Annotated in this window: 28 protein-coding genes; 12 read left to right on the top strand and 16 right to left on the bottom strand. The window is 64.7% G+C overall.

Features of this window, described 5'->3' with window-relative positions; genetic code table 11:
• Positions 1-542: 542 nt before the first annotated feature.
• Positions 543-1,703, top strand: coding sequence for a four-carbon acid sugar kinase family protein (locus tag AB4118_RS31390; protein ID WP_441493413.1), 1,161 nt, complete (start codon positions 543-545; stop codon positions 1,701-1,703).
• A complete protein-coding gene (locus AB4118_RS31385; RefSeq protein ID WP_441493412.1) occupies positions 1,703-2,758 on the top strand; it encodes a cupin domain-containing protein in 1,056 nt (351 codons plus the stop codon). Before AB4118_RS31390 ends, AB4118_RS31385 begins: the two co-directional genes overlap by 1 nt.
• 85 nt (positions 2,759-2,843) lie before the next feature.
• On the opposite strand, the gene AB4118_RS31380 is transcribed toward AB4118_RS31385, so the two are convergent.
• Positions 2,844-3,770 (bottom strand): alpha/beta hydrolase, encoded by a 927-nt coding sequence (locus tag AB4118_RS31380; protein WP_441493411.1) that lies wholly within the window; start codon positions 3,768-3,770, stop codon positions 2,844-2,846.
• Between the two features lie 345 nt (positions 3,771-4,115).
• Positions 4,116-4,577 carry an Lrp/AsnC ligand binding domain-containing protein gene (locus AB4118_RS31375; protein ID WP_441493416.1) on the bottom strand — a complete coding sequence of 154 codons (462 nt, stop codon included), beginning with the start codon at positions 4,575-4,577 and terminating at the stop codon, positions 4,116-4,118.
• A gap of 166 nt (positions 4,578-4,743) precedes the next feature.
• Here AB4118_RS31375 and AB4118_RS31370 point away from each other — a divergent pair, with 166 nt between their 5' ends.
• Positions 4,744-5,640 carry a DMT family transporter gene (locus tag AB4118_RS31370; protein ID WP_441493410.1) on the top strand — a complete coding sequence of 299 codons (897 nt, stop codon included), beginning with the start codon at positions 4,744-4,746 and terminating at the stop codon, positions 5,638-5,640.
• 28 nt (positions 5,641-5,668) lie between these two features.
• On the opposite strand, the gene AB4118_RS31365 is transcribed toward AB4118_RS31370, so the two are convergent.
• From AB4118_RS31365 to AB4118_RS31330, 8 genes are all read right to left on the bottom strand, one after another.
• The gene (locus AB4118_RS31365; RefSeq protein WP_441493409.1) at positions 5,669-5,932 is read right to left on the bottom strand and encodes a hypothetical protein; all 264 of its coding nucleotides are present in this window, start codon (positions 5,930-5,932) and stop codon (positions 5,669-5,671) included.
• A 36-nt stretch (positions 5,933-5,968) separates the two neighbouring features.
• Positions 5,969-6,199 carry a hypothetical protein gene (locus tag AB4118_RS31360; RefSeq protein WP_441493408.1) on the bottom strand — a complete coding sequence of 77 codons (231 nt, stop codon included), beginning with the start codon at positions 6,197-6,199 and terminating at the stop codon, positions 5,969-5,971.
• A 13-nt stretch (positions 6,200-6,212) separates the two neighbouring features.
• Positions 6,213-6,425, bottom strand: a complete 213-nt coding sequence (locus tag AB4118_RS31355; RefSeq protein WP_441493407.1) for a hypothetical protein — start codon at positions 6,423-6,425, stop codon at positions 6,213-6,215.
• Positions 6,426-6,452: 27 nt separating this feature from the next.
• Positions 6,453-6,716, bottom strand: coding sequence for a DUF1488 family protein (locus AB4118_RS31350; protein WP_441493406.1), 264 nt, complete (start codon positions 6,714-6,716; stop codon positions 6,453-6,455).
• A 425-nt stretch (positions 6,717-7,141) separates the two neighbouring features.
• Positions 7,142-8,326 (bottom strand): aminotransferase class V-fold PLP-dependent enzyme, encoded by a 1,185-nt coding sequence (locus AB4118_RS31345; protein WP_441493405.1) that lies wholly within the window; start codon positions 8,324-8,326, stop codon positions 7,142-7,144.
• Between the two features lie 7 nt (positions 8,327-8,333).
• The gene (locus AB4118_RS31340) at positions 8,334-9,107 is read right to left on the bottom strand and encodes a carbohydrate ABC transporter permease (RefSeq protein ID WP_441493415.1); all 774 of its coding nucleotides are present in this window, start codon (positions 9,105-9,107) and stop codon (positions 8,334-8,336) included.
• A gap of 82 nt (positions 9,108-9,189) precedes the next feature.
• Complete coding sequence (locus AB4118_RS31335) at positions 9,190-10,140, bottom strand: carbohydrate ABC transporter permease (protein WP_441493404.1); 951 nt, start codon at positions 10,138-10,140, stop codon at positions 9,190-9,192.
• 6 nt (positions 10,141-10,146) lie between these two features.
• The gene (locus tag AB4118_RS31330; RefSeq protein ID WP_441493403.1) at positions 10,147-11,448 is read right to left on the bottom strand and encodes an ABC transporter substrate-binding protein; all 1,302 of its coding nucleotides are present in this window, start codon (positions 11,446-11,448) and stop codon (positions 10,147-10,149) included.
• A 148-nt stretch (positions 11,449-11,596) separates the two neighbouring features.
• Here AB4118_RS31330 and AB4118_RS31325 point away from each other — a divergent pair, with 148 nt between their 5' ends.
• From AB4118_RS31325 to AB4118_RS31315, 3 genes are all read left to right on the top strand, one after another.
• On the top strand, positions 11,597-12,649 hold the full coding sequence (locus AB4118_RS31325) for a LacI family DNA-binding transcriptional regulator (protein WP_441493402.1): 1,053 nt from the start codon (positions 11,597-11,599) through the stop codon (positions 12,647-12,649).
• Positions 12,650-12,854: 205 nt separating this feature from the next.
• A complete protein-coding gene (locus AB4118_RS31320; protein WP_441493401.1) occupies positions 12,855-14,180 on the top strand; it encodes a helix-turn-helix transcriptional regulator in 1,326 nt (441 codons plus the stop codon).
• Between the two features lie 115 nt (positions 14,181-14,295).
• Positions 14,296-15,837 carry an aminotransferase class I/II-fold pyridoxal phosphate-dependent enzyme gene (locus AB4118_RS31315; protein ID WP_441493400.1) on the top strand — a complete coding sequence of 514 codons (1,542 nt, stop codon included), beginning with the start codon at positions 14,296-14,298 and terminating at the stop codon, positions 15,835-15,837.
• 490 nt (positions 15,838-16,327) lie between these two features.
• On the opposite strand, the gene AB4118_RS31310 is transcribed toward AB4118_RS31315, so the two are convergent.
• Both AB4118_RS31310 and AB4118_RS31305 read right to left on the bottom strand, forming a co-directional pair.
• Positions 16,328-16,534, bottom strand: coding sequence for a hypothetical protein (locus AB4118_RS31310; protein ID WP_441493399.1), 207 nt, complete (start codon positions 16,532-16,534; stop codon positions 16,328-16,330).
• The gene (locus tag AB4118_RS31305; protein WP_441493398.1) at positions 16,531-17,307 is read right to left on the bottom strand and encodes a COG4280 domain-containing protein; all 777 of its coding nucleotides are present in this window, start codon (positions 17,305-17,307) and stop codon (positions 16,531-16,533) included. Before AB4118_RS31305 ends, AB4118_RS31310 begins: the two co-directional genes overlap by 4 nt.
• Positions 17,308-17,440: 133 nt before the next feature.
• On the opposite strand from AB4118_RS31305, the gene AB4118_RS31300 reads away from it, so the two are divergent.
• From AB4118_RS31300 to AB4118_RS31280, 5 genes are all read left to right on the top strand, one after another.
• A complete protein-coding gene (locus AB4118_RS31300) occupies positions 17,441-18,028 on the top strand; it encodes a Chromate resistance protein ChrB (RefSeq protein ID WP_441493397.1) in 588 nt (195 codons plus the stop codon).
• A gap of 88 nt (positions 18,029-18,116) precedes the next feature.
• The gene (locus AB4118_RS31295; protein WP_441493396.1) at positions 18,117-18,335 is read left to right on the top strand and encodes a hypothetical protein; all 219 of its coding nucleotides are present in this window, start codon (positions 18,117-18,119) and stop codon (positions 18,333-18,335) included.
• 321 nt (positions 18,336-18,656) lie between these two features.
• On the top strand, positions 18,657-19,325 hold the full coding sequence (locus AB4118_RS31290; protein ID WP_441493395.1) for a hypothetical protein: 669 nt from the start codon (positions 18,657-18,659) through the stop codon (positions 19,323-19,325).
• Positions 19,326-19,697: 372 nt separating this feature from the next.
• Positions 19,698-20,123 (top strand): GNAT family N-acetyltransferase, encoded by a 426-nt coding sequence (locus AB4118_RS31285; protein ID WP_441493394.1) that lies wholly within the window; start codon positions 19,698-19,700, stop codon positions 20,121-20,123.
• A 137-nt stretch (positions 20,124-20,260) separates the two neighbouring features.
• Positions 20,261-20,638 (top strand): hypothetical protein, encoded by a 378-nt coding sequence (locus AB4118_RS31280; protein WP_441493393.1) that lies wholly within the window; start codon positions 20,261-20,263, stop codon positions 20,636-20,638.
• Here AB4118_RS31280 and AB4118_RS31275 read toward each other — a convergent pair.
• Positions 20,632-21,552, bottom strand: coding sequence for a LysR family transcriptional regulator (locus AB4118_RS31275; RefSeq protein ID WP_441493392.1), 921 nt, complete (start codon positions 21,550-21,552; stop codon positions 20,632-20,634). The genes AB4118_RS31280 and AB4118_RS31275 overlap by 7 nt on opposite strands.
• A gap of 180 nt (positions 21,553-21,732) precedes the next feature.
• On the opposite strand from AB4118_RS31275, the gene AB4118_RS31270 reads away from it, so the two are divergent.
• The gene (locus AB4118_RS31270) at positions 21,733-23,283 is read left to right on the top strand and encodes an MFS transporter (protein WP_441493391.1); all 1,551 of its coding nucleotides are present in this window, start codon (positions 21,733-21,735) and stop codon (positions 23,281-23,283) included.
• A 184-nt stretch (positions 23,284-23,467) separates the two neighbouring features.
• Here the strand turns inward: AB4118_RS31270 and AB4118_RS31265 are convergent, their stop codons facing one another.
• The 3 genes from AB4118_RS31265 to AB4118_RS31255 form a co-directional block, all read right to left on the bottom strand.
• Positions 23,468-24,154 carry a response regulator gene (locus AB4118_RS31265; protein WP_441493390.1) on the bottom strand — a complete coding sequence of 229 codons (687 nt, stop codon included), beginning with the start codon at positions 24,152-24,154 and terminating at the stop codon, positions 23,468-23,470.
• A gap of 282 nt (positions 24,155-24,436) precedes the next feature.
• Positions 24,437-24,769, bottom strand: a complete 333-nt coding sequence (locus AB4118_RS31260; protein WP_441493389.1) for a hypothetical protein — start codon at positions 24,767-24,769, stop codon at positions 24,437-24,439.
• 145 nt (positions 24,770-24,914) lie between these two features.
• Positions 24,915-25,376: a hypothetical protein gene (locus AB4118_RS31255; RefSeq protein WP_441493388.1), complete on the bottom strand. Its 462-nt coding sequence runs from the start codon at positions 25,374-25,376 to the stop codon at positions 24,915-24,917.
• Between the last annotated feature and the right edge of the window lie 103 nt (positions 25,377-25,479).

Genomic DNA, 25,479 nt, shown 5'->3' with positions numbered 1-25,479 from the left:
TTGTTACTGCCATCGACCGTTCTAAGGCCGATTGGCAGCAAGGATGCATCTTGACCGATAATATCGACAAGACTTTCACCCGCAACGTTACGCTCTGCAACCTTAATTTGCTCAAGAATCTTGTTCAGATCGGCGAGGTTGACAACAAAGCTTGAAGCCATAACAGACCCMCAATTGAAGAACGTCGGTGAATATTAGGGGCAAATTAACTCTTCCATCGTATAGGCGGTTAGAGGACAAGGTCACCGCATYTTCGRGACCAGCGCGTGCCYRTCWGGTGCCTCTGGYCYGTGGTCCATTGGGGCCGAGACCACCGACCTTGGTCTGGTTGGATCGTACCGACAGAGTTCCTGGAGGCGCTGACGTGGTCAGGCGGCCGCATCGAGCTCCGGGTTCGAGCCGCCAATGGCGCGCCAGCAGCACCCAGAGCGAGCATGGCGGCGGCGGGCGGGGTTCGCTCAGTAGACCGCCAGGCCCCCAACGCGCCCCTGACAGCAGAAACTAGCGCTTTTCTTGTCGCGTGGAGGCGGCATGATCGAGAGATGAGAAGCGATGGGAAAACGACGATCGGGGTTCTCGCCGACGACCTGACCAGTGCGGCGGACGGGGCTGGCCCCTTCGTCATGCGGGGCCATGGCGCGTGGGTCGGACGGGGTCGGTTGCCCCGGCAAGAGAGCGACGTCATCGCCGTGGACAGTGGCTCGCGCTCGGCTCCCGAGGCTGAGGTCGCGGAGCGGGTCTCGCGTCTCACCGCGCAGCTCGCCTCGCGCGACATCCTCTACAAGACGGTCGACTCGACGCTGCGCGGGCATGTCAGGGCCGAGCTGGACGCGGCGTTCCGGGCCAGCGGGCGTAGGCAGCTCGTCTTCGCCCCGGCCTTTCCCGCGGCCGGGCGCACCACTGTCGGCGGCGTTCAATGCGTGGACGGTATCCCCGTGTCGGAGACCGCCTATGGCCGCGATCCGGTGCATCCGGCCCGCCATTCGGTGGTCGCCGACCTGGTCCCGCCCTCCATCGGGAGTGTGGTGCTGCTCGACGCCACGACACAGGACGAGCTCGACGCGCAGGTTGCGGCCTTGCCCGAACCGGAAGCCACGCTGTGGGTGGGCTCCCCGGGGATGGCGGCGGCGCTGGCGCGGCGCCTGGCCCCGACTGCGACGGGGGCTCCTGCAGCAGCGGTCGGCGGCGGGCCTGGCGATATTCTCATCGTCATCGGCAGCGCGAACCCGCGCAGTCACGGCCAGGCCGATCGGGTCGAGGGGGTGAGCGGGGTCACCCTTCTGCGCAGCCCCGCAAAGCGCGAAGACGACCCGGCGCCGCTTCTTTGGGAGATAGCAAGGGCTGCGGCGGACAGGCTTCGGGCCGAGGCCTTCGACGCGTTGATCGCCACGGGCGGGGATACGATGGAGGCGATCCTCGACCTCCTGAACGTTCGGGAATTCGAGATCCTCCACGAACTCGAGCCAGGTTTTCCGCTTGGCCGTGCCTGGCTCGATGACGGGCGCGCGCTGCTTCTCGCCATGAAGGCCGGGGGGTTTGGCGGGGATGACACCTTGCTTTGCGCGGTCACGCGGCTGCGCCACGGGGCGCCTCTCTCTGGCCAGGGCATCGCCGATCCCGCCGGCCTGGAGACCGCGTTCGCCGATGCAAGGCGGCTCGGTTCCGCGCAAACCGGGTCGAACAGAACGAAAAAGGTGTCCTGATGGGACTTCGCTTCATCTTCATGTTGACGCGCAACGACCGCACCGTGGACGACGCGTCGGAGCAGTTGCAAACCGCCCTGCATCTCGGGGTCCGGCATATCGGCTTCAAGGATATCGGCCTGCCGCTCGACCAGCTGAAGGCGCTGAACGGCGCCATCAGGGACGGCGGCGCGACCTCCTATCTCGAGGTCGTCTCGCTCGACCGCGACAGCGAAATCGCATCGGCCAAGGCTGCGGTCGCGATCGGCATCGACGTCCTGCTGGGCGGGACAAGGGTCGATGACGTGCTGCCGATCATTGCCGGCACGACGATCCAGTACTGTCCATTCCCTGGCCGGATCATGGGCCATCCCAGCGTCCTGGAAGGCAACATCGACGAGGTCGTCGCCAGCGCGCGGATGCTGGCGGCGCGCGACGGCGTGCACGGGCTCGATCTCCTGGCCTATCGCTCGCGGGAGAACGTGCCGGCCCTGATCCAGGCCGTCTGCGCCGCGGTCTCCAAGCCCGTCTATGTCGCCGGCTCCATCGACACGCCGGAACGGATCGCCGCGCTGAAGCAGGCCGGAGCCGCCGGCTTCACGATCGGCACGGCCGCGCTCGACGGGAAATACCCGGCCGAGGGCAAGGACGTGCCCCACCAGCTCGCCAGGATCATTCGCGACGTCGCAACGCTCAACCGGCATATTTCGCCATTCCACAAGGAGAACCTGAGATTTGCGTTCGGCCAGTTTTCCGACAGCTGGCCGCCCCATATCGCCGCGCGCGTCAACAACATGCAGATCAAGCTCGCCAGGTTCGAAGGTGAAGCGGCCTGGCATTTCCAGAGGCATGAGGACGAGGTCTTCTTCGTCCACAGGGGTCGGCTGCTGATGCGGTTCCGTGACCGCGACGAGCTCATCGAGGAGGGCGAGTTCATCGTCGTGCCGCATGGCGTCGAACGCTGCCCCGCCGCCCCGGAGGGCGTCTGCGAGGTGGTGCTGCTCGAGCTGGGCCCGACCGCAGGCGCCGGCATCGGGGAGGACGGCCTGGGCGACGCAGGGGCCTTCCACATCTGATGCGCGCCGTCAGCCCATTCCCGGCCGGGCGCGCGTAAGCACCCGCAGCCGATACAGTCTCCGACCTGGAGCTCCCTGCGATTGGTCAGCGCACCGGCAGCAGGTACTTCAGGCCCTGCGTGAAGCCGCGCGGCGCGACGGTGAGGTGATCCTCGTCGTTCAGGATCGCTGATTTCAGCTTCAAGCTCGGAAACTTTCGGCTCAGCAACGCCGTCTCCAGAGCCCGGTTGTCGGCGACCATGTCTACCGTCTGGTTGTAGCGCCGATCGCCCTTCTGCTGGGCCTCATAGGCGCCTACATAAAGATAGACATTCGCCGCCAGGTCCTGATTCCGCGTGGCGTAGCCCGCTTCGAGCTTCAAGGCATGCCGCTTGTCGTACCAGAGAGACGGGCTGCCGAGGATATAGCCGTTGAATAGGCCGGGCTCGGTGAAAAGGATCTGTGCCCCAAGCAGAGCGCCGTAGGAGTGGCCGAGAAAGATTGCTCTGGCAGGGTCGGCCCGGTAGCGAGCGGTGATGAATGGCTTTGCCTGATCGCGCAGATATCCCTGATAGGCGCGCGCCTGACCATGGATGGCGTTGGCTGGTGCGGTGCTTGGACCGTTCGATGTCGGAGTATAGTCACGCTGGCGGCTGACCATGCCGTCCTCGCCCTTCCCATAAGACAGGCCGACAAGGATGAATTCCTCAATCTTGGGCCCCTCGACGTTCAGGCGGCGCCCTATCTGCCGGATGATCGGGAAAGCGTAGTCGGCGTCGGTAACATAAAGCACGGGGTAGTGCCGCTGCGGCTGCTTCGCATAGGACGGCGGCAAAGCGACGAAGACTTGGTAGTCGCGGCCGGAGACCGGATCGGGCACGTCCCATACCTCGCTGCCGGCGATCTCGTATGGGCGCCCCTCGCCAGGCTGCACCTTCGGAGTCGATTGGGCCCGGGCGTGCATCGCGCCGCTGGAGACGCCGAAGCCGGCGATAAGGGCAATCAGCAGGGCATTTTGAAAACGTCGTTGCACGTGAAGTCTCCGCCGGCGACCACCGGTCTCAGCTCATGGGGTTATGAGGTTGGCCGACTGTTAGTGGCGCGCTCGCGCAACAATGAGGCTCGGATTCTCGCGATTGGATTCGCATTTAAGAAAACATGAATCGAGTTCCCGCCGCAGGACTGTTTCAGCTACGTCAGGGTCAGATGAGCAGAATCCGCAACGGGTCGACCTTGCCCCTTCGATCTCGTTTCCCAAGCTGACGGTTTATCAGGCGGTCGCCTGCAATAGCCCGTGCCTGGCAGATCAGGACCAAGCCGGACATCGCTGCGGAAGACCAATCCGAAATCGCCACCTCAACCGCTTCGCTCCACCACCTCAGATCGGCAGCAGGGCGTCGGGCTTCACGTCAGACACCGATGCGTAGGTGTGGGTCTCCCTGACACCGGGCAGAGGCAGAATCACCCGCTCGAGAAAGTCCTGGAACAGGGACATGTCGGCAATTCGCGCTTTCACGAGATAATCGAAGCCGCCGATGACCATGTGGCATTCCAGAACTTCGGATGCCTGCGAGATCGCCTGGGCAAATCGCTCGAAGATATGCGGGGCGGTGTGGTCGAGGCGGACCTGGATAAAGACCACGGTGCCCCGGCCGACCTTCTGCGGATCGAGGATCGCCCTGACGGCCCTGACATAGCCCTCCCGGAACAGGCGCTTGACGCGCTGGCTGGTCCCGGTCGGGGACAGGCCGACCCGGTTCGCCAGTTCGAGCGTGGTGCGGCGGCCGTCCTCCTGCAGCAGACGCAGCAAGTTGCGGTCGATCGCGTCGAGATCGGCGATTTCATGTTTCACGCTTGATGACCACAGATAGAGTGAATCTCACGCCAAACTCGTGGAATGAGCATATTCAGCCGCACCTACGCCGGCAATAGGCTGTGATTGCTGCAGTCCGGTACTGTCGGCGGCCCAGGCCCGCCGGACCGGCCGCGCCGTCACGGAGGCCCGCTTGCGCAATGCGATGTTCGGAGACGGTGCCGGCGGCAAAGGGCTGGCGATCCTGGCGGGGGCGGCCTTCGTTGCGATCACCACCCTCCAGTTCGTCGCCGCCCGCTTCAGCCTGCGCGAGCATCTGACTGCGGCCGATATCGTGGGCCTGCGCTTTCTCGGCGCAGGTCTCGTCTTCCTGCCGGTGCTATGGCGGACCGGCACCAGACGGCTGAAGGCGCTGGGCTGGCGGAAGGCCGGGTTGCTGGCGCTGTTGGCGGGGTTGCCCTATCCGCTGCTCATCAATCAGGGGCTGACCCAGGCGCCGGCCGCCCATGCCGCCGCGCTCTCTCCCGCCTCCATCGTCTTCTTCTCGTTCGTGCTTTCGCGCATCGCGCTCAGGGAGACGGTGTCCGGTGCGCGGCTGATCGGCATCGGCGCGATCATCGCCGGGCTGCTGCTCTTCGTCTTCCATGCAGGGCTCAGTGCCGGCGACACCTGGCGCGGCGATCTGCTCTTTGCCGGATCGGGGATCATGTTCTCGGCCTATGCGGTGCTGGCCCGGCGCTGGTCGGTCGATGCGGTGACGGCGACGATCGCCGTCGTCCTGCTCTCCTGCCTGCCGCTGCCCCTGCTGCACGCCCTGGCGCCGAGCGGGTTCGCGGCCGCCCCGCTTGCCGAAATCGCCACGCAACTCGTGATCCAGGGCTTCCTGGCCGGTGCGGCTGCGATCGTTCTCTACACCTATGTGGTTCGCCAGCTCGGCCCGCAACCGGCTTCGCTGTTCATGCCCTGCATTCCGGTGACGACGGTTCTGACCGGCATGGTGGTGCTCGGGGAAATTCCGACGCCGCCGCAGCTCGCCGCAATCGCCCTCATCACATGTGGAATGATCTTCCCGATCCTGTGGAGAGCCTAGCCCGGGGCCGGCGCCGGAGCTTGCTGCCTTATGCCGGGACTTCGCCATTCCCGGATTTGACCGAGACCCGGCGGCAGGCGCTGCGCGTGAAGCGCTCGATCTCGGCCAGCGCCGCATCGAGGCTCGGAAACGGACCATGCTTCATGGCCTTCATCGTCTCCTGCGCCTGGCCCGCGGTGACAAGCCGGAACTCGCCCGCGGGGTTTTCGGTGATTTCGCCCATCGGCCGGCCGAGCAGGTCGCTCAGCAGCCAGACGGTGTCATCGGAGCTCTGGGTGACGGTGATGTCCACGAAGCACTCGCTCTGATCGGGATGCCGACCGTCCGTTCAAGCGGAGGCAGGCCGGCGCTTCTTCGGCTTCGGCGGCTCGGCTGCGAGGAGTTCGCGGTCCAGCGCCTCCTTGGCCAACCGCTCAGCCTTCAGCCGCGCGGTCTTGGCCTCGCGGGCCTGGATGGCGCTCTCCTCCTCGGAGATGATCCGGTTGCGCACCGATGACTGGGTCTGCGTCCTCAGGAACGCATTATCGGCATTGGCAATGAGCTTTGAACGATCGGTCATCGGTTTCCCCCTCCTAGATCTTGCTGGCGGCGCCGCCATTCCCGACGATCTCGTGATGCCCGATCACGCGCTCGCGGCCATCGGGCCCGCGCACGCGATACTGCTCCTCGGCGTTGTCGCGGGAGGGCATGACGCGCAGAACCTCGAACGGGCCTGGCCGCGGCTGATTGATCATGTCGTTGGTGAGGCTGAGGAGGTCCCCTGCCTTGTAGGCTGTCGTGGTCATGTCTTCATTGTCCTTGGGGCGGGGGCGTCAAAAGCTCTCCGCCGTCAGCCGGTGATAGCCGCCGCGATGCCGGGAATAGGCGGAGCGGGCAGCCTGGTAGATCGTGTCACGGTTCTGGTCGAAGACGGCGAGAACCGCAGCCTCGACATCGCCCGCACTCGGGCTGAGCTTGTGCAAGGCCGCGAAATCGACCTGGAAGGTGACCTCCAGCGCTGCGTCGGAACCCCAGAAGCTGACACAGGAGCGCCCCGCATCGAAGCGCCGGATCGGATTGGGAAAGTTGAGACTCATTGCCAGTGTCCTCCCGGTCGCGTCAGCGCAAAGCGGCCCGCGGCGCCATCCGCAGGGGAACTGGAATGCCCGGATACCGTGCGGCTTCGGAGGTCAGGAATGTGGCCGTTCAGCCGCCCGCGACGCGCATGAGCGCCGCGACGGGTCTCGCTTTGCAGGGACAAGCCAGCCATTTTCTCACATGCGGCCACGCCGGAACAGATCAACCGCAAAGCGGCTCGTTCTCGGCGACCGTGTTTTGCACATGGGGAACCGGAGCACGGTTTGTAAGGTTGGCGCAAGAATAAACCAGGCCCGCAACCGCGCCGTCCCCTGCCCTCACCGAGCGGGCCGCCTGAATCGGGCCGGGATGGAAGGCGGCCCAAGAAGAGCCGCTTGCCCCGCCTTTTCGCGTCGCCGAGGCCAATGCCCCCACGCCTGCTCCGTCACTCGGCGAGTGCGGCGCGCACGAGCACGGCAAGCCGCTCGTAATCGGCCTCCTCATTATAGGCCTGGGCCGACAGACGCAGCCACAGCCCGCCGGCGAGCGCGGAGACCGGTGCATCGCAGCCCCTGGCCTCGAAGCGCCGCCGGATCGCCAAGGCCCTCTCCCCACCCGCCTCAAAGCGTACGGGAAGGCGCACCAGCCGCATCGCCCGCGCGAGCTCCGGCCCGGAGCCGGTTTCGGTACCGAGCGCTGTTGCGAGGATCTCAGCGCCACGCCCCGCGAGATCGGCATTGCGCGCCCGCAGGGCGGCGCCGCCGAGATCCTGATGAAACGTAAGCGCAGCCGTCACGGCCAGAAAGGCACTGGGGTCGCGCGTGCCCGTCCAGTCGAACTCGGCGAGATAGCCGCCACCGAAACCATGCGAGATCGTCAGCGGATGGATCGCTGCCTGGTGGTCCGGCCTGGTCCACAGGAAGGCGCAGCCTTTCGGGGCCATCAGCCATTTGTGGCAATTGCCGACATACCAGTCGGCATCGAGGCCCTGGAGATCGAGCGCGATCTGGCCGGGCGCATGGGCTCCATCGACAAGCACCGGTACGCCCGCCGCGTGACAGGCCGCAATCAGCTCCGCCATCGGCAGCAGGAGCGCGCTGGACGAGGTGATATGGTCGAGCACCGCGATGCGGGTGCGTGGCGTGATGGCGGCCGCGACAGCCTCTACGATCTGCGCGGCGCTAGGCTGCGGAAACGCAATCGGCGCTTCCACGATGCGGGCTCCGCTGCGCTCGGCGAGGTAGGCGACCGTGTTGCGAACCGCGCCATAGGCGTGGCTCAGGATCAGGATCTCGTCACCCGGCGCGAAATCCAGCGAGCGCAGGACGGCGTTGCAGCCGCTCGTGGCGTTGTCGACGAAGACGAGGTCCTCGCCCTTCGCACCGAGGAAATCCGCCAGCGCGCCCGCGGCCTGCCGCAGGGCCAGAGGCAGGACCGAGCGCATGAAGAGCGAAGGCTGGCTCTCCATCTCCCGGCGCCACGCGTCCTGGGCGGCGAGAACGGTTTTGGGCGTGGCGCCATAGGCACCGTGATTGACCGTCAGCTTGCCCCAGTCGAGCAACCATTCCCCGCGGATCGAGGCGCCGAGCTGGACAGGTTTGGGCGGGACGGAGGTGGCGGTCGCTTTCATCGCTTGCTCACCGTTTCAGGCCGGAGGCCGCGATACCCTCGATGATATGGCGCTGGAACATCAGGAAGGCCGCGAAGACCGGGACGAGGCTGAGCACCGACATGGCGAAGAGCGGCCCCCAGGACGAGCGGCTCGTCGCATCGACGAAGCCGCGCAGCGCCAGCGGCACCGTGTAATTGGCGACATCGGTGAGATAGAGCAGCGGCCCGAAGAAATCGTCCCAGGTCCAGATGAAGGAGAAGATCGCGGCTGCCGCCAGGACCGGCTTCGACAAGGGCAGCATGATGCTCCAGTAGATCCGCCAGGGTCCGCAGCCGTCGATGACGGCCGCCTCGTCGAGTTCCCTTGGGATGCCGCGGAAGAACTGCACCATCAGGAAGATGAAGAAGGCGTCGACCGCCATGAATTTCGGCACGACCAGCGGCCAGAACGTGTTCAGCCAGCCGAGCTTCTGGAACAGCACATATTGCGGGATCAGGGTGACGTGATAGGGCAGCATCAGCGTGCCCAGCATCGCCGCGAACCAGAATTTCCGCAGCGGAAACTCAAGCCGCGCGAAGGCGAAAGCGGCGAGCGAACAGGCCGCCAGGTTGCCGATGACGGCCAGCCCCGAGACGATCAGCGAATTCAGGAAGAACCGGCCGAAATTGATGCCGAGACCGTACCAACCCTCGACATAGCTGGCCAAGGTGACCGCCTTCGGCCAGAGCGAGAGATCGCTGAAGATCTCGTCTTCCGGCTTGAAGGAACTGCTCAGCATCCAGAGCAAGGGATAGAGCATCGCCAGCGAGGCGAGCGAGAGCGCAATATGCTTGGGGAGCGCCCGCCACGACCGGTCGATCGCCTCCGGCGCGAGGCGGCCGTCAGCGCTGTTCGTCTTCATAATAGACCCAGAAGCGTTGCGAGAAGAAGGTGAGCGCCGTGAAGGCGGCGATCGTCAGCAACAGGACCCAGGCCAGGGCCGAGGCATAGCCCATGCGGAAATAGGCAAAACCCTGCTGATAGAGATAGAGGGTGTAGAACAGCGTCGAGTCGACCGGGCCACCGGTGCCGCCGCTGATGATGAAGGCCGGCGTGAACGCCTTGAACGCCTCGATCGTCTGCAGGACCAGGTTGAAGAAGATCACCGGCGCGAGCAGCGGCAAGGTGATGCGGGTGAGCTGCTGACGCCGCGTCGCGCCGTCGATGCTGGCTGCCTCGTAGAGATCACGCGGAATCTGGCGCAAGCCTGCGAGGAAGATGATCATCGGCGAGCCGAACTGCCAGACGCTGAGCAGGACCAGCGTATAGAGCGAGGTTGCCGGATTCGAGATCCAGCTCGGCCCGTTGATGCCGAAGGCGAACCAGAGGAATTCGTTGACGAGGCCCTCATAGCCGAAGACCTGCTTCCACAGGATCGCGACCGCGACGCTGCCCCCGAGCAGGGACGGCAGATAGAAGATCGCGCGATAGATGCTGAGGCCCCTGATGCCACGATCGAGGACCATCGCGACGGCCAGCGCGAAGGCGAGCTTCAGCGGCACCGACAGCACGACATAGGTCAATGTCACGCTGACCGACGCCCAGAATTTCGGGTCGGACGAGAACATCCGCTGATAATTCGCCGCTCCAACCCATTGCGGTGCGCGCAGCAGGTCGAAGTCGGTGAAGGACAGATAGAGCGAGACGAGAGTCGGGCCGAGCGTGAACAGCACGAAGCCCGCGAGCCACGGCGTGAGGAAGAGATAGCCGGGCAAGGCATTCCTGACGCCGTCCCAGCGACGCCGGGCGACACGGCCCGGCGTGGAGGCGGCGAGACTGGCACTGTGAGCCATGGATGATCAGGCTTTCGAGAGGATGCGCTCGGCCTCGGAGACCAGTTGCTCGGCGGCCTGTTGCGGCGTGAGCTGCTTGAAGCCGACCTTCTCGGCCGCCTGGCGGATCAGGGCGGTGACTTCGGCCGCGCCCTTCGGCGGCGCCGGAGGGAGCGGTGCCGGTCCGCGCTTGCTTAGCTGCGAGAGATGCTCGACCTGCATCTGACCGCCCTCGTCGAGCTCCGGCGCCAGCAGGGCGCGGATCTTCTCCGAGGGCGAGACGCCGCGCTCGACGCCGAGCAGCTTGGCGCCTTCGGGCTTCAGCACCATGAAGTCGATCAGGGCTGCAGCGGTCTTGGGATCGGCGGCCGTCGCCGAGACGCAGAGCATCATCGAGGGCTTGAGATACTCGCCCGGCTTCTCACCCTTGGGATGGAACGCCATCCCGACCTTGCTCTTGCTGACAGCCTGGTAGCCGACGCTCTGGTTGCTGTTGGTGAAGGTGATCGCGGCGCGGCCCGTCGTCAGCAGGTCGCTGTCGATGGTGATCTTGTCGGTCGCGGCGAGATCGGCGGGAACGATGGCGCCCCTGCCCCGCATCTCGGCACAGAGCGCCAGCCAGGACTCGGCATCGTCGCGGGTGAAGCCAAGACGACCGTCCTTGTCATAGAGCGTGCGGCCGCGCGTCAGCACCCAGTATTCGAGCTCGGGCTCCATCACGCTGGGATCGGCCGAACCGAAATAGCCGCGCCGGTTCGCCTTCTTGGTGATGTTCTCGCCGAGCGTCGCGAATTCCGCCCAGCTCATCTCCGGGTTTGGCGCGGCAAGGCCGAGCTTCTCCAGCATCGTCTTGTCATAGAGCAGGACGTCGCTGTTCATGCCCATGGGGATGCCATAGAGCTTGCCGTCGATCTTGCCGGCCTCGAGCACCGAGGGCACGTAATCGCTGGGGTCAATGACCGAAGGGACGAGATCGTCGAGCGCCCGCAGCGCGCCGCGACGCGCATATTCAGGCAGGTAGCGGTAGTCCATCTGAATGATGTCGGGCGCATTGCCGCCGGCGACCTGGGTTGCCAGCTTGGTCCAATAGGCATCCCAACCCACGGTCTCAGGCGCGATCTCGAGCCCGGAACGCCCGAGCTTGAAGGCATCGATCGCGGCCTGCGTCCGGCGTGCCCGGTCGGTTCCGCCCCACCAGGCGATGCGCAGGCGGCCCGGCTCCGCGGCAGCGGCCGGCGAGGACAGCGCGCCTGCGCCAGTCAGCTTCAGAATGGCCGGCGACGCGATCAGCGCCCCGAAACGCAACACATCACGCCGTGATGCCTTCATGCCCATTTCGCTCTCCCTTGGTACCCTGCTTCGGCCCTTGATTCTCGTTCGTCCATGAAGGGGCCGCACAGTTGTTGTCGCGATTTGTTGCACGGTTCCCGCATCGGTGCAACGATGCACCAACACCAAAAAGGGGAGAAACCAAGGGGTGGCGACCATTCTCGATGTGGCGCGGATAGCCGGCGTCTCGGCTTCAAGTGTCTCGAATTTCCTGAACGATCGCCATGCGAAGATGACCCCCGCCACGCTTGAGCGCATCCGCAGCGCCGTCGCGGAACTCGGATACAAGCCGAGTTCGGCCGCGCGTCAGCTGAAGACCGGGCATTCGGCTGTGATCGGGCTTCTGGTGCCGTCGGTCGCCAATCCTTTCTTCGGCGAAATCGCCACCGCCATCCAGCATGCCGCCCAGGCGCGGGGGCATCAGGTGATCCTCTGCAACACCTACCGGGACCCGCACCGGGAGACCGAGTTTGCCGAGGAACTGGCGGCTTTCGGCGTTCGCGGCATCATCACCGGTTCGTCCCTGCTGAACCCCCGGCATCTCTCCGGCCTTGCCGCCAAGGGGCTCGCCATCGTCGCTTTCGAGGGCAATGCCGCCTTGTCGGCAGCTCAGGGCATTACCGTCGTGTCGACGGACAACGCATTGGCCACGACGCTTGCAGTGGATCATCTGGTTGGCCTCGGACATCGGCATATCGCCTATGTCACGGGACCGCTTCAAACGGCGGCGCGCGCGGCGCGTCTGAACGGCTTCAGGACGGCAGCGCAGAGACATGGCCTGGACGGGTCTGTCCATGAGATTTCGCTGCCGCCGAACGAGTATGGCGACGACATGATCGCGGAACTCGGGATCGATGCCGGACTCGCCATCGCAAGACTGCAGCAGCGCCCGACCGGCGTGATCGCGATGAACGACCTGCTGGCGATCGGCCTCGCGGCGGGCTTGCGCGAACAGGGCCTGGTGATTCCCGACGACATCTCGCTGGTCGGCATCGACGACCTGTTCCTGGCCCGGCTGATGAACCCGCCGATGACCAGCGTCAGGCAGCCGCTCTCGGCAATGGCGCATGCGGCGATCGACTGCCTCCTCGATGCGATGGGACAAGCGCAGCCCGTCCAAAGCCGGATCTTCCCGCCGGAGCTGATCGTCAGGCAGTCGACCGCGTCAGCCATGCCGCACAACCCGAACGGACGCGGCTAGCCCGGGGAGCGCAGATCGAGCGCGAGGCGGCTTGTTCCCGGGCGCCGGGCCCACCATCGGATCCAGCGCGGGCCACCTGTGCGACCGTCGCGATGGAGCCCTTCGAGCTTCGCCGATCAGTTCGAAGGTCGCCTCCGCGATGGCGTCCACTATGTCGACACGGCCGACATGATGCGGCGCCTGACGAAGGAGGAGCTGCTGCCCCTTGACGCCGTTCAATGTGAATTGCTTACTTTTGATTCCCGTGACGGATGCCAAGGCACGATTGCGAGGAAGACAAGGCGACATGGGCCACAAGCAGCGCCCACCGGATGGTCGCCGATCGCGAGCCCGGCCGGAAGCGGACGCCAATGGCGCGTGGTCTGCCGTGGTTCCGAATCTTGCTAAACCCGCCGTGCGTGGAGCACCCCGTGCCGTCGATCTCGGGGGGCTTCAGAAAGTCGTCGCGCGCATCCAGGACGTCGTCGCCGAACCGGAATCCTGGAGCGGTGTTCTCAAAGACGTATCGGCGGCGGCCGGTGCGCAGGGTGCATCGCTCTTTCGCGCCACTTTGACCACACCCGATGTCGCGCTGGTGTCTGTCAGTGCCGGCAGCCAACAGATTATGGAGAGATACATTCGCGACGGCTGGGTCCGCCGCGACATCCGCACCCGTGCAATTCCAAAGATGCTGAAGACCGGCATAGGCGTGGACCAAGACTTCATGACGCCGGATGCCATCGAGCGTGAGCCGTACTATCAAGATCTTTTGGCACCATGCGGGCTACGCTGGTGGGCTGGCGTCGCTTTCCGTTCGGGTGACGACTTCTGGTGCATCGCCATTCAGCGCAACGCCGAACAAGGTTATTTCGATCCTGACGAGCAGGCGAAGCTGGCCACGCTTTGCCAAGGGCTGACCGAGGCGGCGACGATCACTCGCGCCGTCGGCCGCGCCCGCATCGCAGGCATGACGGCCGCGCTTGATCTGGTCGGACAGCCTGCTCTCGTGCTCGATCACTTCGGCCGCGTTCTGCGCGAGAACGCCGCAGCGGCAAATCTTTATGATCCGTGGTTCCATGTCGTCGGCGGTCGCATTGTCACGAGAGACCGCGAGGCGGCGGCAGCCTTCTCTACACTCGTTGAGGCATGCCGCTCCTCCCGTCCGCTCGCATCGAATGGCGGGCATATTGTCGTGCGCCGCAGCAACCGTCGGCCGATCGTGGCCAGTCCTCTTGTATTGTCCGGTTCCGCGGTCGAACCCTTCTCCGGAGGGCGCATTCTTCTCCTCCTGAACGATCTGGATGCGCAGTCGCAGCCGCTGACTTCCGCCCTCGGCGCCGCCTTCGGCCTGACGGCCGCTGAAGCTCGACTGGCAGCCATGGTCGGCAGCGGGGGGAGCATCGACGCAGCCTGCGAGGCGCTCCACGTGACACGCCAAACGGCGCGTAATCAATTGAAGTCGATCTTCGATAAGACGGATACGCATCGCCAGGCGGAGCTAGTGGCGCTGCTGGCTCGCTTGATGAACGCTCCTCGGCCGCGCTCGGGCTGAACGGCCTCGCGACCTGGCCCATTGCGAGGGCGCCATCTTAGCCCATTTGGGTCATGCGGCAGAGCGTCGGACGGCACACGCTTGGCATCTCGCTTCTGTTGCAGTGGAGAACGCCGTGGCCCGCGTCATCGGAGAGGAGTTCAACAATGTCCTGGTCGGAACGGTCGACGCCGTCACGATCGATGGATCGGATGGGAACAACCTTCTCAAAGAATCCGCCGACGGCGATGCGCCGGACCGCGGCAGAGGTTTGCCGATGCAGGCCGGGAGGGGCTCGTCATCCTGGCCAGATCGCGAGGATCTTCAGAAATTCGTTCTCAATCACAACCTGTTCGGTGAGAACGGCAATCTCTCCAAGAATGTTGCGCGGTTCTATAACCCCAAAGGGCGGGACCTGTTTCGGCGCAATGCGCCCATGCTGGACTGGGTGCGGTCGCGTGGCGGGGCTGGTCTGTTCCAGTTTGCTCTGAACTGGGACGATCTGCCCGATGACCTCGTTCGCTGCCGCAATCCGTTCGAGGGTGCCATCGAGGGATTGAATTTCACCACGGTCGACTACCTGAGCCTAAGCTCGCATCCGGCGATCGTCGATGCTGCGGTCCGCGCGGCCACGGAGGTTGGCGTGCACAGCGTCTCCGTTGGCGGGTTGATGGGAAATTTCGAGCTTTCCGCGGCGCTTGAGCGCACCCTTTGCGACTGGCTTGCTTATGAGAGTTGTATCCTGTTCCCGACTGGCTGGGCCGCGAGCTTCGGTGCTCTCGTCGGCCTGGTCAGGAAGCACGATGTCATCGTCATGGACGAATTGGCACATGCTTCGCTGCAGCAGGGCGCCACCGCCGCAACGAGCAACGTCTTTCGCTATCGGCACTTGGACAATGCAGATGCCCGAGCCAAGCTGCAAGCTGCCAGGATGCGCTTTCCGGACGCTGCGATCGTCGTCGTGACGGAGGGCATGTATTCAATGGATGGCGACGTGCCCGATCTACGGGGGCTGGTCGCGCTTTGCCGGGAACAGGAGGCGTTCCTGCTGGTCGACGTTTGCCACGACCTTGCCGCCAGTGGGCCGGAGGGAACCGGTTCGCTTGGCGAGCAGGGCCTTCTCGGCGAGGTCGATATCGTCGTTGGAGCCTTTTCCAAGGCTCTGTGCGCCAATGGCGGGTTTATGCTCTTCAAGGATGCGAGCGCGGTTTATCCCGTCAAGTTCTTCAGCGGCACTTTCACCTATTCGACCTCAATCTCGCCGATCCAGGCCGCCGTCGCCCAAACCGCGATCGCGATCTCCCGAAGCAACGAGGGGGAGGCACTCCGCCAAGCACTGAGGCGGTGCAGCACCCGGCTTCGCGAGGGGTTGGAGGCAGCAGGCCTGCGCGTCTTCGGAAAGGATGGCTCGCATATCGTGCCGTTGCATCTTGGACCGGAGGGCTTCGGCCGGATCGCCGGCGGGCGTGCCTTCGAACTCGGCCTCGTCGCCACCGTGATCGAGTTCCCCGTCGTTCCACTCGGAAGCGCCCGCTATCGCTTCTCAATGCGCCCGTCCTACTCCAATGAACAGATCGATCAGGCGATCTCGCTTGCAAGTCGTTCCATCACCGAAGCGACCATCATGGCAGCGCCGTGGCGTTCGCGCGGCGCGGGAGGACTGCTGGCGCACTTTTAGCGCTCCGCCAACGAGACGCCGCGCCAATCTCCAATAGCGTCAACTGCAGCGAATTTTGCCTCCGCAAAAGGAGCCTGACATGCATTTCCACCTTGCGCTTTCCGTCGCAGTTTTGGCTGTCTTCGCATTGCCGACGCAAGCCAGGCGGAGCGGCGATAGCGCTCGCGAGGCGTGTCGCGAGGAAGCCCGCAAGGCTACCAAGCCAGGACACACGTCTCGGCTCGATCGGGAGCAATTGAAGGAAATGCGCCGCGAATACGCCCGCGATTGCCGCCGGAGATCCAAGGCAATTTGATTCACTGGCCACAGCAGGGATGCTCAGGACGATCACGCTGAACACCATCACGGGCAACGCCAACCCTTAGCGGTACTCCCGAATGATCTCGATCTTGCCGACGATGGTGTCGTTGAAGGCGTTCATGTCCGCTGCCGGGATCCACTATTCGAGATGCGCGCGTCCACCAGCGTCCTGCCCCGGATACCGATCGAGCTAGCGCCTCGCGCCCTGGACGGCGCTGGCGAACAGGACGCCAATGCAGCCGAAGAGCAGCAACAGGCCGACCGTGATGGAGGCGCCCTGCTGGTAGCGGACAAGCAGCCCGCACGCCCCGACCACGGCCAGGATGGCCAGCGCCAGCTTCTCGTCATCGACGAACAGGCCGACGAGTTCGCGAAATATCAGACGCAGCAGGTTCATCGGGTCATCTCCTGGGGTTCAATCTCCTGGGGCTCGATTGTCCGGGGACGACGGGCGACCGGGACCAGGCTGAGCCCGACGGCCAGGAACACGGCGGCAAGAGCCGGGATCGCCAGATCATGCCCGGGCCAGGCGACGCCGAGCCCCTCCCCGGTCCAGTAGACGCCGAAGGCCGACAGCATCACGCCGACGCCGAATTTGAGGGTGTTCTCGGGCACGCGCGACAGCGGCTTGTGAACGGCGAAACCGATGATCAGGACAAGGAGGCAGGCCGCGACCGCCCCCAGGGCCGCCGGCCAGAGCAGCCCGCGCCCGGCGCCGACGGCGATGACGATGAACACGACCTCGACGCCCTCCAGCACCACCGCCTTGAAGGCGGCGAGACCCGCGATCCAGTTGCGCTGCGTCGCGTCCCGGCGCGCTGCCTCGGTCAGGCTCGCCGTCTCCCTGGCGAAGGCGAGCTCCTCGTCATGCAAGGCGATGATGCCCGCGGCCCGAAGGATCGCCTTGCGCAGCCAGCGCAGGCCGAAGAGCAGCAACAGCACGCCGATGACGAGTTGAAGCCCCTGGAGCGGGATGCGGTCGATCACGGGCCCGAGCGCCAGGACGAGAAGGCCGAGAACCCCGAGCCCTGCCACTGTCCCCGTCAGGGCCGGTCGCCAGCCCTGCACCGTTGCGACCGCAAGCACGATGGTGAAGGCTTCGACCACCTCGACGAGCGAGGCGAGGAACGTCGCGGAAATGGCCGGGGCGGCTGTTGCCCATGAGATCATGGCCGTCGCTTTCGTTTCGCAGGCTGCGCAGCAGGATGAGATCTTCTTGCGCGACCGTGGTATGATCGATACGCGATATTCCGTTCAGTATGATTGTAACGACCGTAACATTCAAGAGGCTCCGAGAGGTTCGATGTCTGCATTGGAATGGTTGCTGCTGACCTACAAGGTCCCCGCCGAGCCGGCGCGGAAGCGGGTCTCGATCTGGCGCAAGCTGAAGGGGATGGGCGCGGTCTATCTGCAGGGCGGCGTCTGCGTGCTGCCCAAGACCGATGACCATCTGCGGCGCCTAAAGATGCTGGAGAACGAGATCGCCGAGGCCGAGGGCGAAGCGCTGCTGCTGGCGACGGTCGGCCTCGACCAGAAGCAGCAGGACAAGATCATCGCCCGGTTCAATGCCGACCGCGACGACGAGTACAAGGAGTTCATCGAGAAGTGCATCGCCTTCGAGGAGGAGATTGCAGAAGAGACCCGCGTCAAGCACTTCACCTTCGCGGAGCTCGAGGAGAACGAGCAGGAACTGACCAAGTTCAAGACCTGGATCGCCAAGATCCAGAAGCTCGATTTCTACAAGGCCGATCGCGCCGAAGAGGCGGCAGGCCGCCTGATCAAGTCGGAAGCTATTCTCGACGCTTACGCGCATAATGTCTTTTCGGCGCAGGAGGAGAACATGTCTCCCGAGGCGTCGAAGGAGCAGAGCAATTCCAGCAAAACTGCGTAGCGGTCCGGCGTACGAAATCACGTGAAGACAAGGCGATAAGGCATTGCAGGGGATTCCATTTTAACCAACTCTCTAGCGGAGAAGCATCATGACGGCCGCCCCGCGCCATGCCGGCCCGATCCCAGCTTCAGACTGCCTCTGGAGCGGATGGTATGCGTGGCGGCCCGTCTTCCCGAGCGACGACACCGGGCCGTTCTGGCTGGAGACGCTCTGGCATCGGCGCCACCCCGTTACCGGACGCCATGAATATCGAACATTCCGCTCCGAGGCCGAAAAGCTGCGTGAGATGAGCGAGCGGCTGTTCTAAAGCATCGGCCCGAAAAGTGGATTGCGGTTTTCGGGGCAAAGCCTATGCAAACACAAAGACTTAGATCATCGAACCGGATACGATATCCGGTCCGATGATCTGGTGGATGGTGTCCGCGGCTCGCGGCCGTTCTAGGAGCGTCGGCCCGGCCCCCGGCAGCCTATGGCGGACCCGCACGGGACAGACCAGACGCTCCCGACCACGTTCGAGCTGGATGGAAAGCCAGGCCCTGTCCTGTTACGGCATGGCTGATCTGCAGGAGCGATCCGATCCTGCCGTCGGACGCAGGCAGACAGCATGGTGGTTTCGGAGTTTCATCGCATGGCGGCGCTCGACAACGCCGCGCTGTGCACCGCCATGTGGCGCGCGCACGGCCTTGGCGTGGAGCGTGTCGACGGTTGCGCCGCGTGCTCGGGAACGCCGCCGCGCTTCTACCCCCATCTCGTCACGGTCGACCCAAAAATCGATCCTCAGGTTCAGCTGCACGCCATCGCAAAACGGACAGCGCGGGCGTCTGAGGCCTTCTTCGTCAAGGACAGTTACCGGGCGCTCGCGCTGGACGGCCTCGGCTTCGAGCCGCTGTTCGATGCTCGCTGGATTCATCGGCCCGCCGGCCTGGCCGCGGGACGAACGCGGCTCAGCTGGCGCCCGATCATGGACGCCGAGGAGTTGGGCGCATGGGAGGCGGCCTGGAGTGGACGTGCAGGCGAGCCGCCGCTTTTCCTGCCGGCATTCCTGACGTCGCCCGGGATCAGGATGCTGGCCGCGCGGGCGGATGGCGCGATCGTGGCCGGGTGCATCGTCACGGAGACGGGCGCCGTGGCCGGTCTCAGCAACGTCTTCGGCGACACCTCGGAGGTGATCAGCGCCACGACAATGACGGTCCCCGGTCGCGACCTGGTGGGCTACGAGAGCGGCGACGCACTGGCAGCCGCACTGGAGGCCGGGTTCCGGACGGTGGGCGACCTCGCGATCTGGAAACGTCCATAGGGCTTAAAGCTTCGGCCCGAAAAGTGGATTGCGGTTCTCGGGGCAAAGCCGACGCAAACACAAAGGGTTAGATCATGGGAGCGGATAGGGTTTCCGGTCCGATGATCCAAGGGGGCGATCCTTGCCCTCGCGCACCGGTATCTGCGGACACTTGTCTGATCCGCAGGATCGTGGCGGCGAAACGTGACGACGGCAAGGTCGTGTCGGGCCGTCTTTAGCTTCCCGTTCAGAACGCCGTGACGTCACGGGTGAGGACCTCGGCAGGGTTCCGACTTTGCCTTGACGGCCGATCGTCCAATACAGTCCCGCACGCCCCACGAGAGTAAGGTCAGCATGAAAGTCAGACCGGCCACATCCGCTGATGCGCAAGGTATGAGCAGCGCCCTGGACGAGATCTTCACTGCGGGCCTGCGCAAGAGCGCTGGTGATCCCCAATGGGTCCTGGCTCACTATATCGAGCAGGAGCAGCGCATCGAATGCTCGGTTGCGGAGGGCGAACTGGGGCGGATTCTCGGGTTCCAGTCTCTGCGCCATGCCTCGGCCGACAATCCCTACGGGGTAGCCGAAGGCTGGGGGATCATCGGAACCCATGTCAGCCCCCACGCCGCTCGCCAAGGCGTCGGCTCGGCGCTGTTTCAAGCCACAGTGCAAGCCGCCAGAGCCTTTGGCCTGCAGAATATCGATGCGACCATCGGCGAGGGCAATGCGATGGGCCTGGCCTATTACGAGGCGATGGGCTTTCGGACCTACCGCACGCAAGAGGGCGTCATCTGCAAGGTCTATCGGCTCGATCCCTAGCGCATCCCCCCGCAATCAGACCGGGCGGCCCGCCGGACCACCCCGACATCGACGAGGACCGGCTCGCCCCGAGTTCCGACTTCGACGTGAAACGGCTAAGGAGGCGGCTGAGATCAGCAAATCCAGGGAATGCAGGGATGACAGAGCCCGCCACGATCCTCTTGAGCCAGGTCAACGGCCACGGCGCCTCCACGAGCGGGCAGACCAGCTGCCTCGATCTGACGGACAGCAATGGACGCCGCTTCATCCTTCACATTCCGCGGCTGCTCGAGGGGGATTTCCTGTCGCGGTTCGAAGCGGCAGCCATGCACGCCGCCGAGATGCGCGGCTCCCCGTCGAATGCCGATGTCGTCAACGCCGTGCTCGCCGAACAGACCAGTTTCGTGATGGCCGATGATGGAACCTTGATCCTGAGGACGAAAACCCGCTCCGGCGTCGATATCGATATCAACTTCGACGAGACCACCGTGCTCGGACTTCGCGCCTTGCTGGACAAGCGGCCATCGCCTCATTGAGAGGGCTGGGGAAACGCCTCGCAGCGGGTTGAAAACAGGCGCTCCCCGATAAAATCGACGAAGACCCGGACCTTCGGCGAGAGGTTGCGGTTGGAGGGCCAGATCAGACTGAAATGGCCGGGAGCATCGATCCGGTCATCGAGCAGGGTAAGCAGCTCGCCCTTCCCGAGCGGATCGCGCACCAGGAAATCCGGCATGCAGCCGATACCGAGACCGGCGACCGTGGCGCCGCGCAGCGCCTCCATATTGTTGCAGGTCAGGACCGTGCGCGTGCGCAGTTCCGGTTCGCCGGCCATGAGCGTCAGCGGCCAGGCCTGGATCTTGCCGCTGTTGGGATAGCGGAAGCGGATGCCGAGATGCCCGTCGAGGTCGCGCGGGCATTCCGGCTTGCCGTGGCGTTCCAGATAGGACGGTGCGGCGCAGAGCAGCATCTGGAATGGGCGCAGGGTCCGCGCCATCAGGCGCGAATCCGGAAGTTCGCCGCTGCGGATCGCGACATCGACGCCCTCGTCGATCAGATCGACGAGGCGGTCGTTGAAATCGAGATCGAACTCGATCTCGGGATAGCGCGCCATGAACTCCGGCAGGACCGGCAATAGCAGGTGGTAGCTGACGATCGGCGTGCTGACGCGGAGGCGCCCGCGCGGCACGTCCATCGTGCGGGCGAGCATGGCGCGGGCATCGTCGAGATCGTCGAGGATGCGCCGGCAGCGCTCGTGGAAGGCCCGCCCCTCCTCGGTCAGCCGCAGGCTGCGGGTGGAGCGCTGGAACAGCCGGATGCCGAGCTGCTGTTCGAGCCTGGTCACGGCCTTGCCGACCGCGGACGCGGACAGTCCGAGCACGCGCCCGGCCATGACGAAGCTGCCGAGATCGGCTGTCCGGACAAAGGCCATCAGGCCGCTCAGCGAATCCATTCCTGGCTCTCCCGAGACACGAGCATTCGAGCGTTTACTTCCGCCAAGATCGGAATGCACGACGCCTTGGCAGGTATTCCATCGAGATTATCCTGTTTCTCGGGAAAGGCGAGCTTTCCCGGGAAAGGCGATCGCCGGCTGGGTCGCAGCGCCGCCGCCATCGAACAGGGCATTCAATCCATGACGCAAACCATCACGCGGCCGCGCATGGCCGAGCAGGCGCTCGTGCTCCTATCCGTCTGCCTCGCCGCCGCGGCGATGCCGCTGACCTTTACCGGGCCGGCCGTGGCGCTTCCTGCCATCGGCAAGGCGTTGGGCGGCAGCCCGATCGCGCTCAACTGGGTCACCAACGCCTTCATGCTGACCTTCGGATCGAGCCTGATGGCAGCGGGCGGACTGGCCGATGCCTATGGCCGCAAGCGCGTCTTCCTCATCGGCGTCGGCGCATTCGCGGTGCTCTCCATGGCGCTGGCCGTTGCACCCGATATCCTGTGGTTCGATCTGGGCCGGGCGGCCCAGGGCGTCGCGGCGGCAGCCGCCTTTTCCGGCGGCATGGCGGCGCTCGCACAGGAATTCGATGGCGCGTCGCGCATCCGCGCCTTCAGCATCGTCGGCACGAGCTTCGGCGTCGGCCTTGCCTTCGGGCCGATCGCTTCGGGCCTGATGATCGACGCCTTCGGCTGGCGCAGCATCTTTGGGCTCGTGATCGTACTGGCGGTGCTCGCTTTGGCGCTCGGCGCGCGCGTCCTGCAGGAATCGCGCGATCCCGACGCCGCCGGGCTCGATTGGCCCGGCGCCGCCAGCTTCACCCTGGCCCTGGCGCTCTTCACCTATGGCGTCCTGCTGGCGCCGGAGCGCGGCTGGTCCGAGCCCACCGTGATGAGCCTGCTGGCGGGCTCCGTCCTGCTCTTCATCGCCTTCGTCGTGATCGAGGGCCGTGTCGCCCGGCCGATGCTCGACCTCACCCTGTTCCGCTACCCGCGGTTCGTCGGGGTGCAGTTGCTGGCCGCCGCGCCGGCCTATGCCTTCGTCGTGCTGCTGATCCTGCTGCCCGTGCGCTTCATCGGTATCGAGGGCCTGAGCGAGATCGCCGCCGGCCGGCTGATGATCGCACTCTCCGCGCCGCTGCTGGTTCTGCCGATCGCGGCTGGCCTGCTGACGCGCTGGTTCGCGCCGGCGACGATCTGCGGCGCAGGCTTGCTGATCTGCGCTGCCGGCCTGTTCTGGCTGAGCCGCGTTCCGCTCGGCGGCGAGACGATGGGCATCGCCATGCCGATGGCGCTGATCGGCATCGGCATCAGCCTGCCCTGGGGGCTGATGGACGGGCTTGCAGTCAGCGTCGTGCCCAAGGAGCGCGCCGGCATGGCGACCGGCATCTTCAGCACCACGCGCGTGGCCGGCGAAGGCGTGGCGCTCGCCGTGGTCAGCGCCGTATTGTCAGCCCTGACGGCCGGCCATCTTGCGGCTGGCGCGACCGCAGCGCTTGCGGGTCCGGCCGCCCAACGGCTCGTCACCGGCGATATCGCGAGCGCCGCGGCCGCCTTGCCGCAGATGAGCCGGACTGCGCTCGTCCAGAGCTATGGCGAGGCCTTCGTGACGTTGCTCGTGATGCTCTGCGCCGTCACGGTCGTCACCGCGATCGTCGTCTTCGCCTTCCTCGGGCGCGGCACGGAGCAAAGGGCCGAGCCGGCGACGGAGGCAGAAGAGCGTCTGCGCACCTCGGAAGCCTGATCGGGCTCACCCGGTCGAGGTCAGGCATCGGCGGCGAGACCGGGGCGGAATGTAGCCGTCAGCGAGGTCGCTCGTCCGGTGGCGGCACTAAACCGGGCAGAGCGCGTGTAACTGCCGTTCGAGGGCACAACGGCCACGTTCAGCGTTCGCAAACTCGCGCTCAAGCCGCGGCGGCAATTCCCGATCAACCTTGTTGCCCAGAGTCGGATCTGCCGGTGCCCGGGACACCATCCTGCGGGGCCAGCTTTTGCGCCGCGATCACCACTTCCAGTCGACTGCGCGCGTTGAGCTTTGCCATCAGGCTGGTCATGTAACCCTTGACCGTCTGGGTGGTGAGAGAGAGTTCATCTGCGATCTCCCTGTTCTTTTTCCCGAGCAGCAGGAGCTTGACGATCTGGTCCTCGCGGACGCTCAGCCTGTTGCGGGCCGCCATCTGTCGTTGCAGGGTTTTCTGCTGCAAGGCGCCGATCACCTTGGTTGCGAAGGCGGCCGTCACATAGACTTCGCCGCGTTGCGCCGCCTGAAGGGCGAGGAAGAGCTCTTCTTTAGGGCTGCCTTTCAGGACATAGCCCCTGGCACCTGAATCGAGGGCCCTGATCGCATCCTCCGGGCTTGTCGAGGCTGTGAACACGATGATCTGTATCGCGGGAACGATCTTCAGTGCGTCCGAAACCGCCTGAAACACGTCTCCCGGCATGCTGAGATCGACGATCATCTGATCGGGCTGATATGCCTTCGCGATCGACACGATGTCATCCGCATCACTGCCGGTCGCCGCGAGCGTGAACCCGCCCCACCGTTTCATGAGAACGGCGATCCCGTCCCGCAGCAGCGGGTGATCGTCGATGACCGCAATCGACAGGCCCGGCATAACTGACCTCCGTATGCGCACGCTTTCGCGTCGGATCGGATAGTCGCGCAATCGCCAATTTCTGTAAATCCTCTCGAATGATAAGAAAATCGGCAAACACTACTCAGAATAGTACTTTGCGATCATTGTGGGAAAACACAACTTGAGAGAGGCAGCGAGCGGCTCGCCTCGTATCAGCGCGCCCGCGGTCTATGCGGAGCTGATCAGCACGGAAGCGCGACTGCGCCCGGCCGAGCGATCTCCATTGCCGTGTGATTGATCTCGAAGGTGCGCTCGTCGATGTCAGTCGGCAACGCGGACCAGCGTCACCCGGAGTTTTATTCCTGGAGCGTCCGGCGACTCGCCAATCAAGGAGATCGTGCCCTCGACGGCCACCCCTGTCAGGCTGACGGACAGGTCATCTTTTCCGAACACGCTTTCGACAGCCAGAGTCGGAGTATGCCGGGTTACACGGATCTCGGCGCTAAATGTGTCTCGGTACTCCTGATAACGTCCAACATACAGCATTGCGGAGTTCCCTCCGCGCACCTTGCCGTCGCTGATCACCACGACACCGCTGCCGATACCGAGGGAGGTCCCAAACTCCGCTTTATAAGTGCCTTCTTGGACGGCCATGTTTGGTCTCCCCAAGCCGCGATGTCCCAGGCTGCAAGTTCTGGGACAATAGCTGCGTCCTTCAAGACGCCCCTATTCCAAATACCATCCCGAGATCCCCAGGGTCGATGTTGTGGCTACCGGAACGGGGAATGGCGTCACATCCCTATTTGCGCGATGCGGTGACTTCGCAAGCGCCGAAGGAATAGCTGGGATACAACCGGACCGAGATTTTCTGCTCCGCGACCAATCCTTCCCAATGGCCGGTCATCCGCGCCTGGCTGAAAGAGGGTTCGAGAACCCGGGCATCAACGGGGCGGATCGCAAGGACCCCGATTGCAGCCGAGCAGATTTTACGGGCCAAGGCGAAAAGCGGATCAGGCGGGCCGTTGATTGCGTCGAAATTGATCTGGACGCTGGCGAGATTGCCGCGTTCGTCCGGGCGTAGCCAGATCTCCACGTTCTGCGGCGGATCGAGAACCTTGCAATTGACCGCTGGCTGATCACAGTCCGTCTGCAAAGAGAGGCTGACGCCTTGCTGCCTCACAAGGGAGCTGAGCAGGGTTGCGAATACGGGTCGCGAGATCGGCTCCTCCTGGCTTGCGACCGATGCGCCCTGGGCCAGCACAAGACCAATACCAGCGAAGGCTGCCCTGAAAACCATTGCGAGTTCTCCGCTGCGGCGCCGCTGCCGCGCCCCTTTCCCACCCTTTGCAGGTCGGGCCGAGACT

Source organism: Allobosea sp. 2RAB26, from assembly GCF_052115465.1.
Taxonomy (GTDB): domain Bacteria; phylum Pseudomonadota; class Alphaproteobacteria; order Rhizobiales; family Beijerinckiaceae; genus Allobosea.
This window is presented reverse-complemented; position numbering and strand designations above follow the sequence as displayed.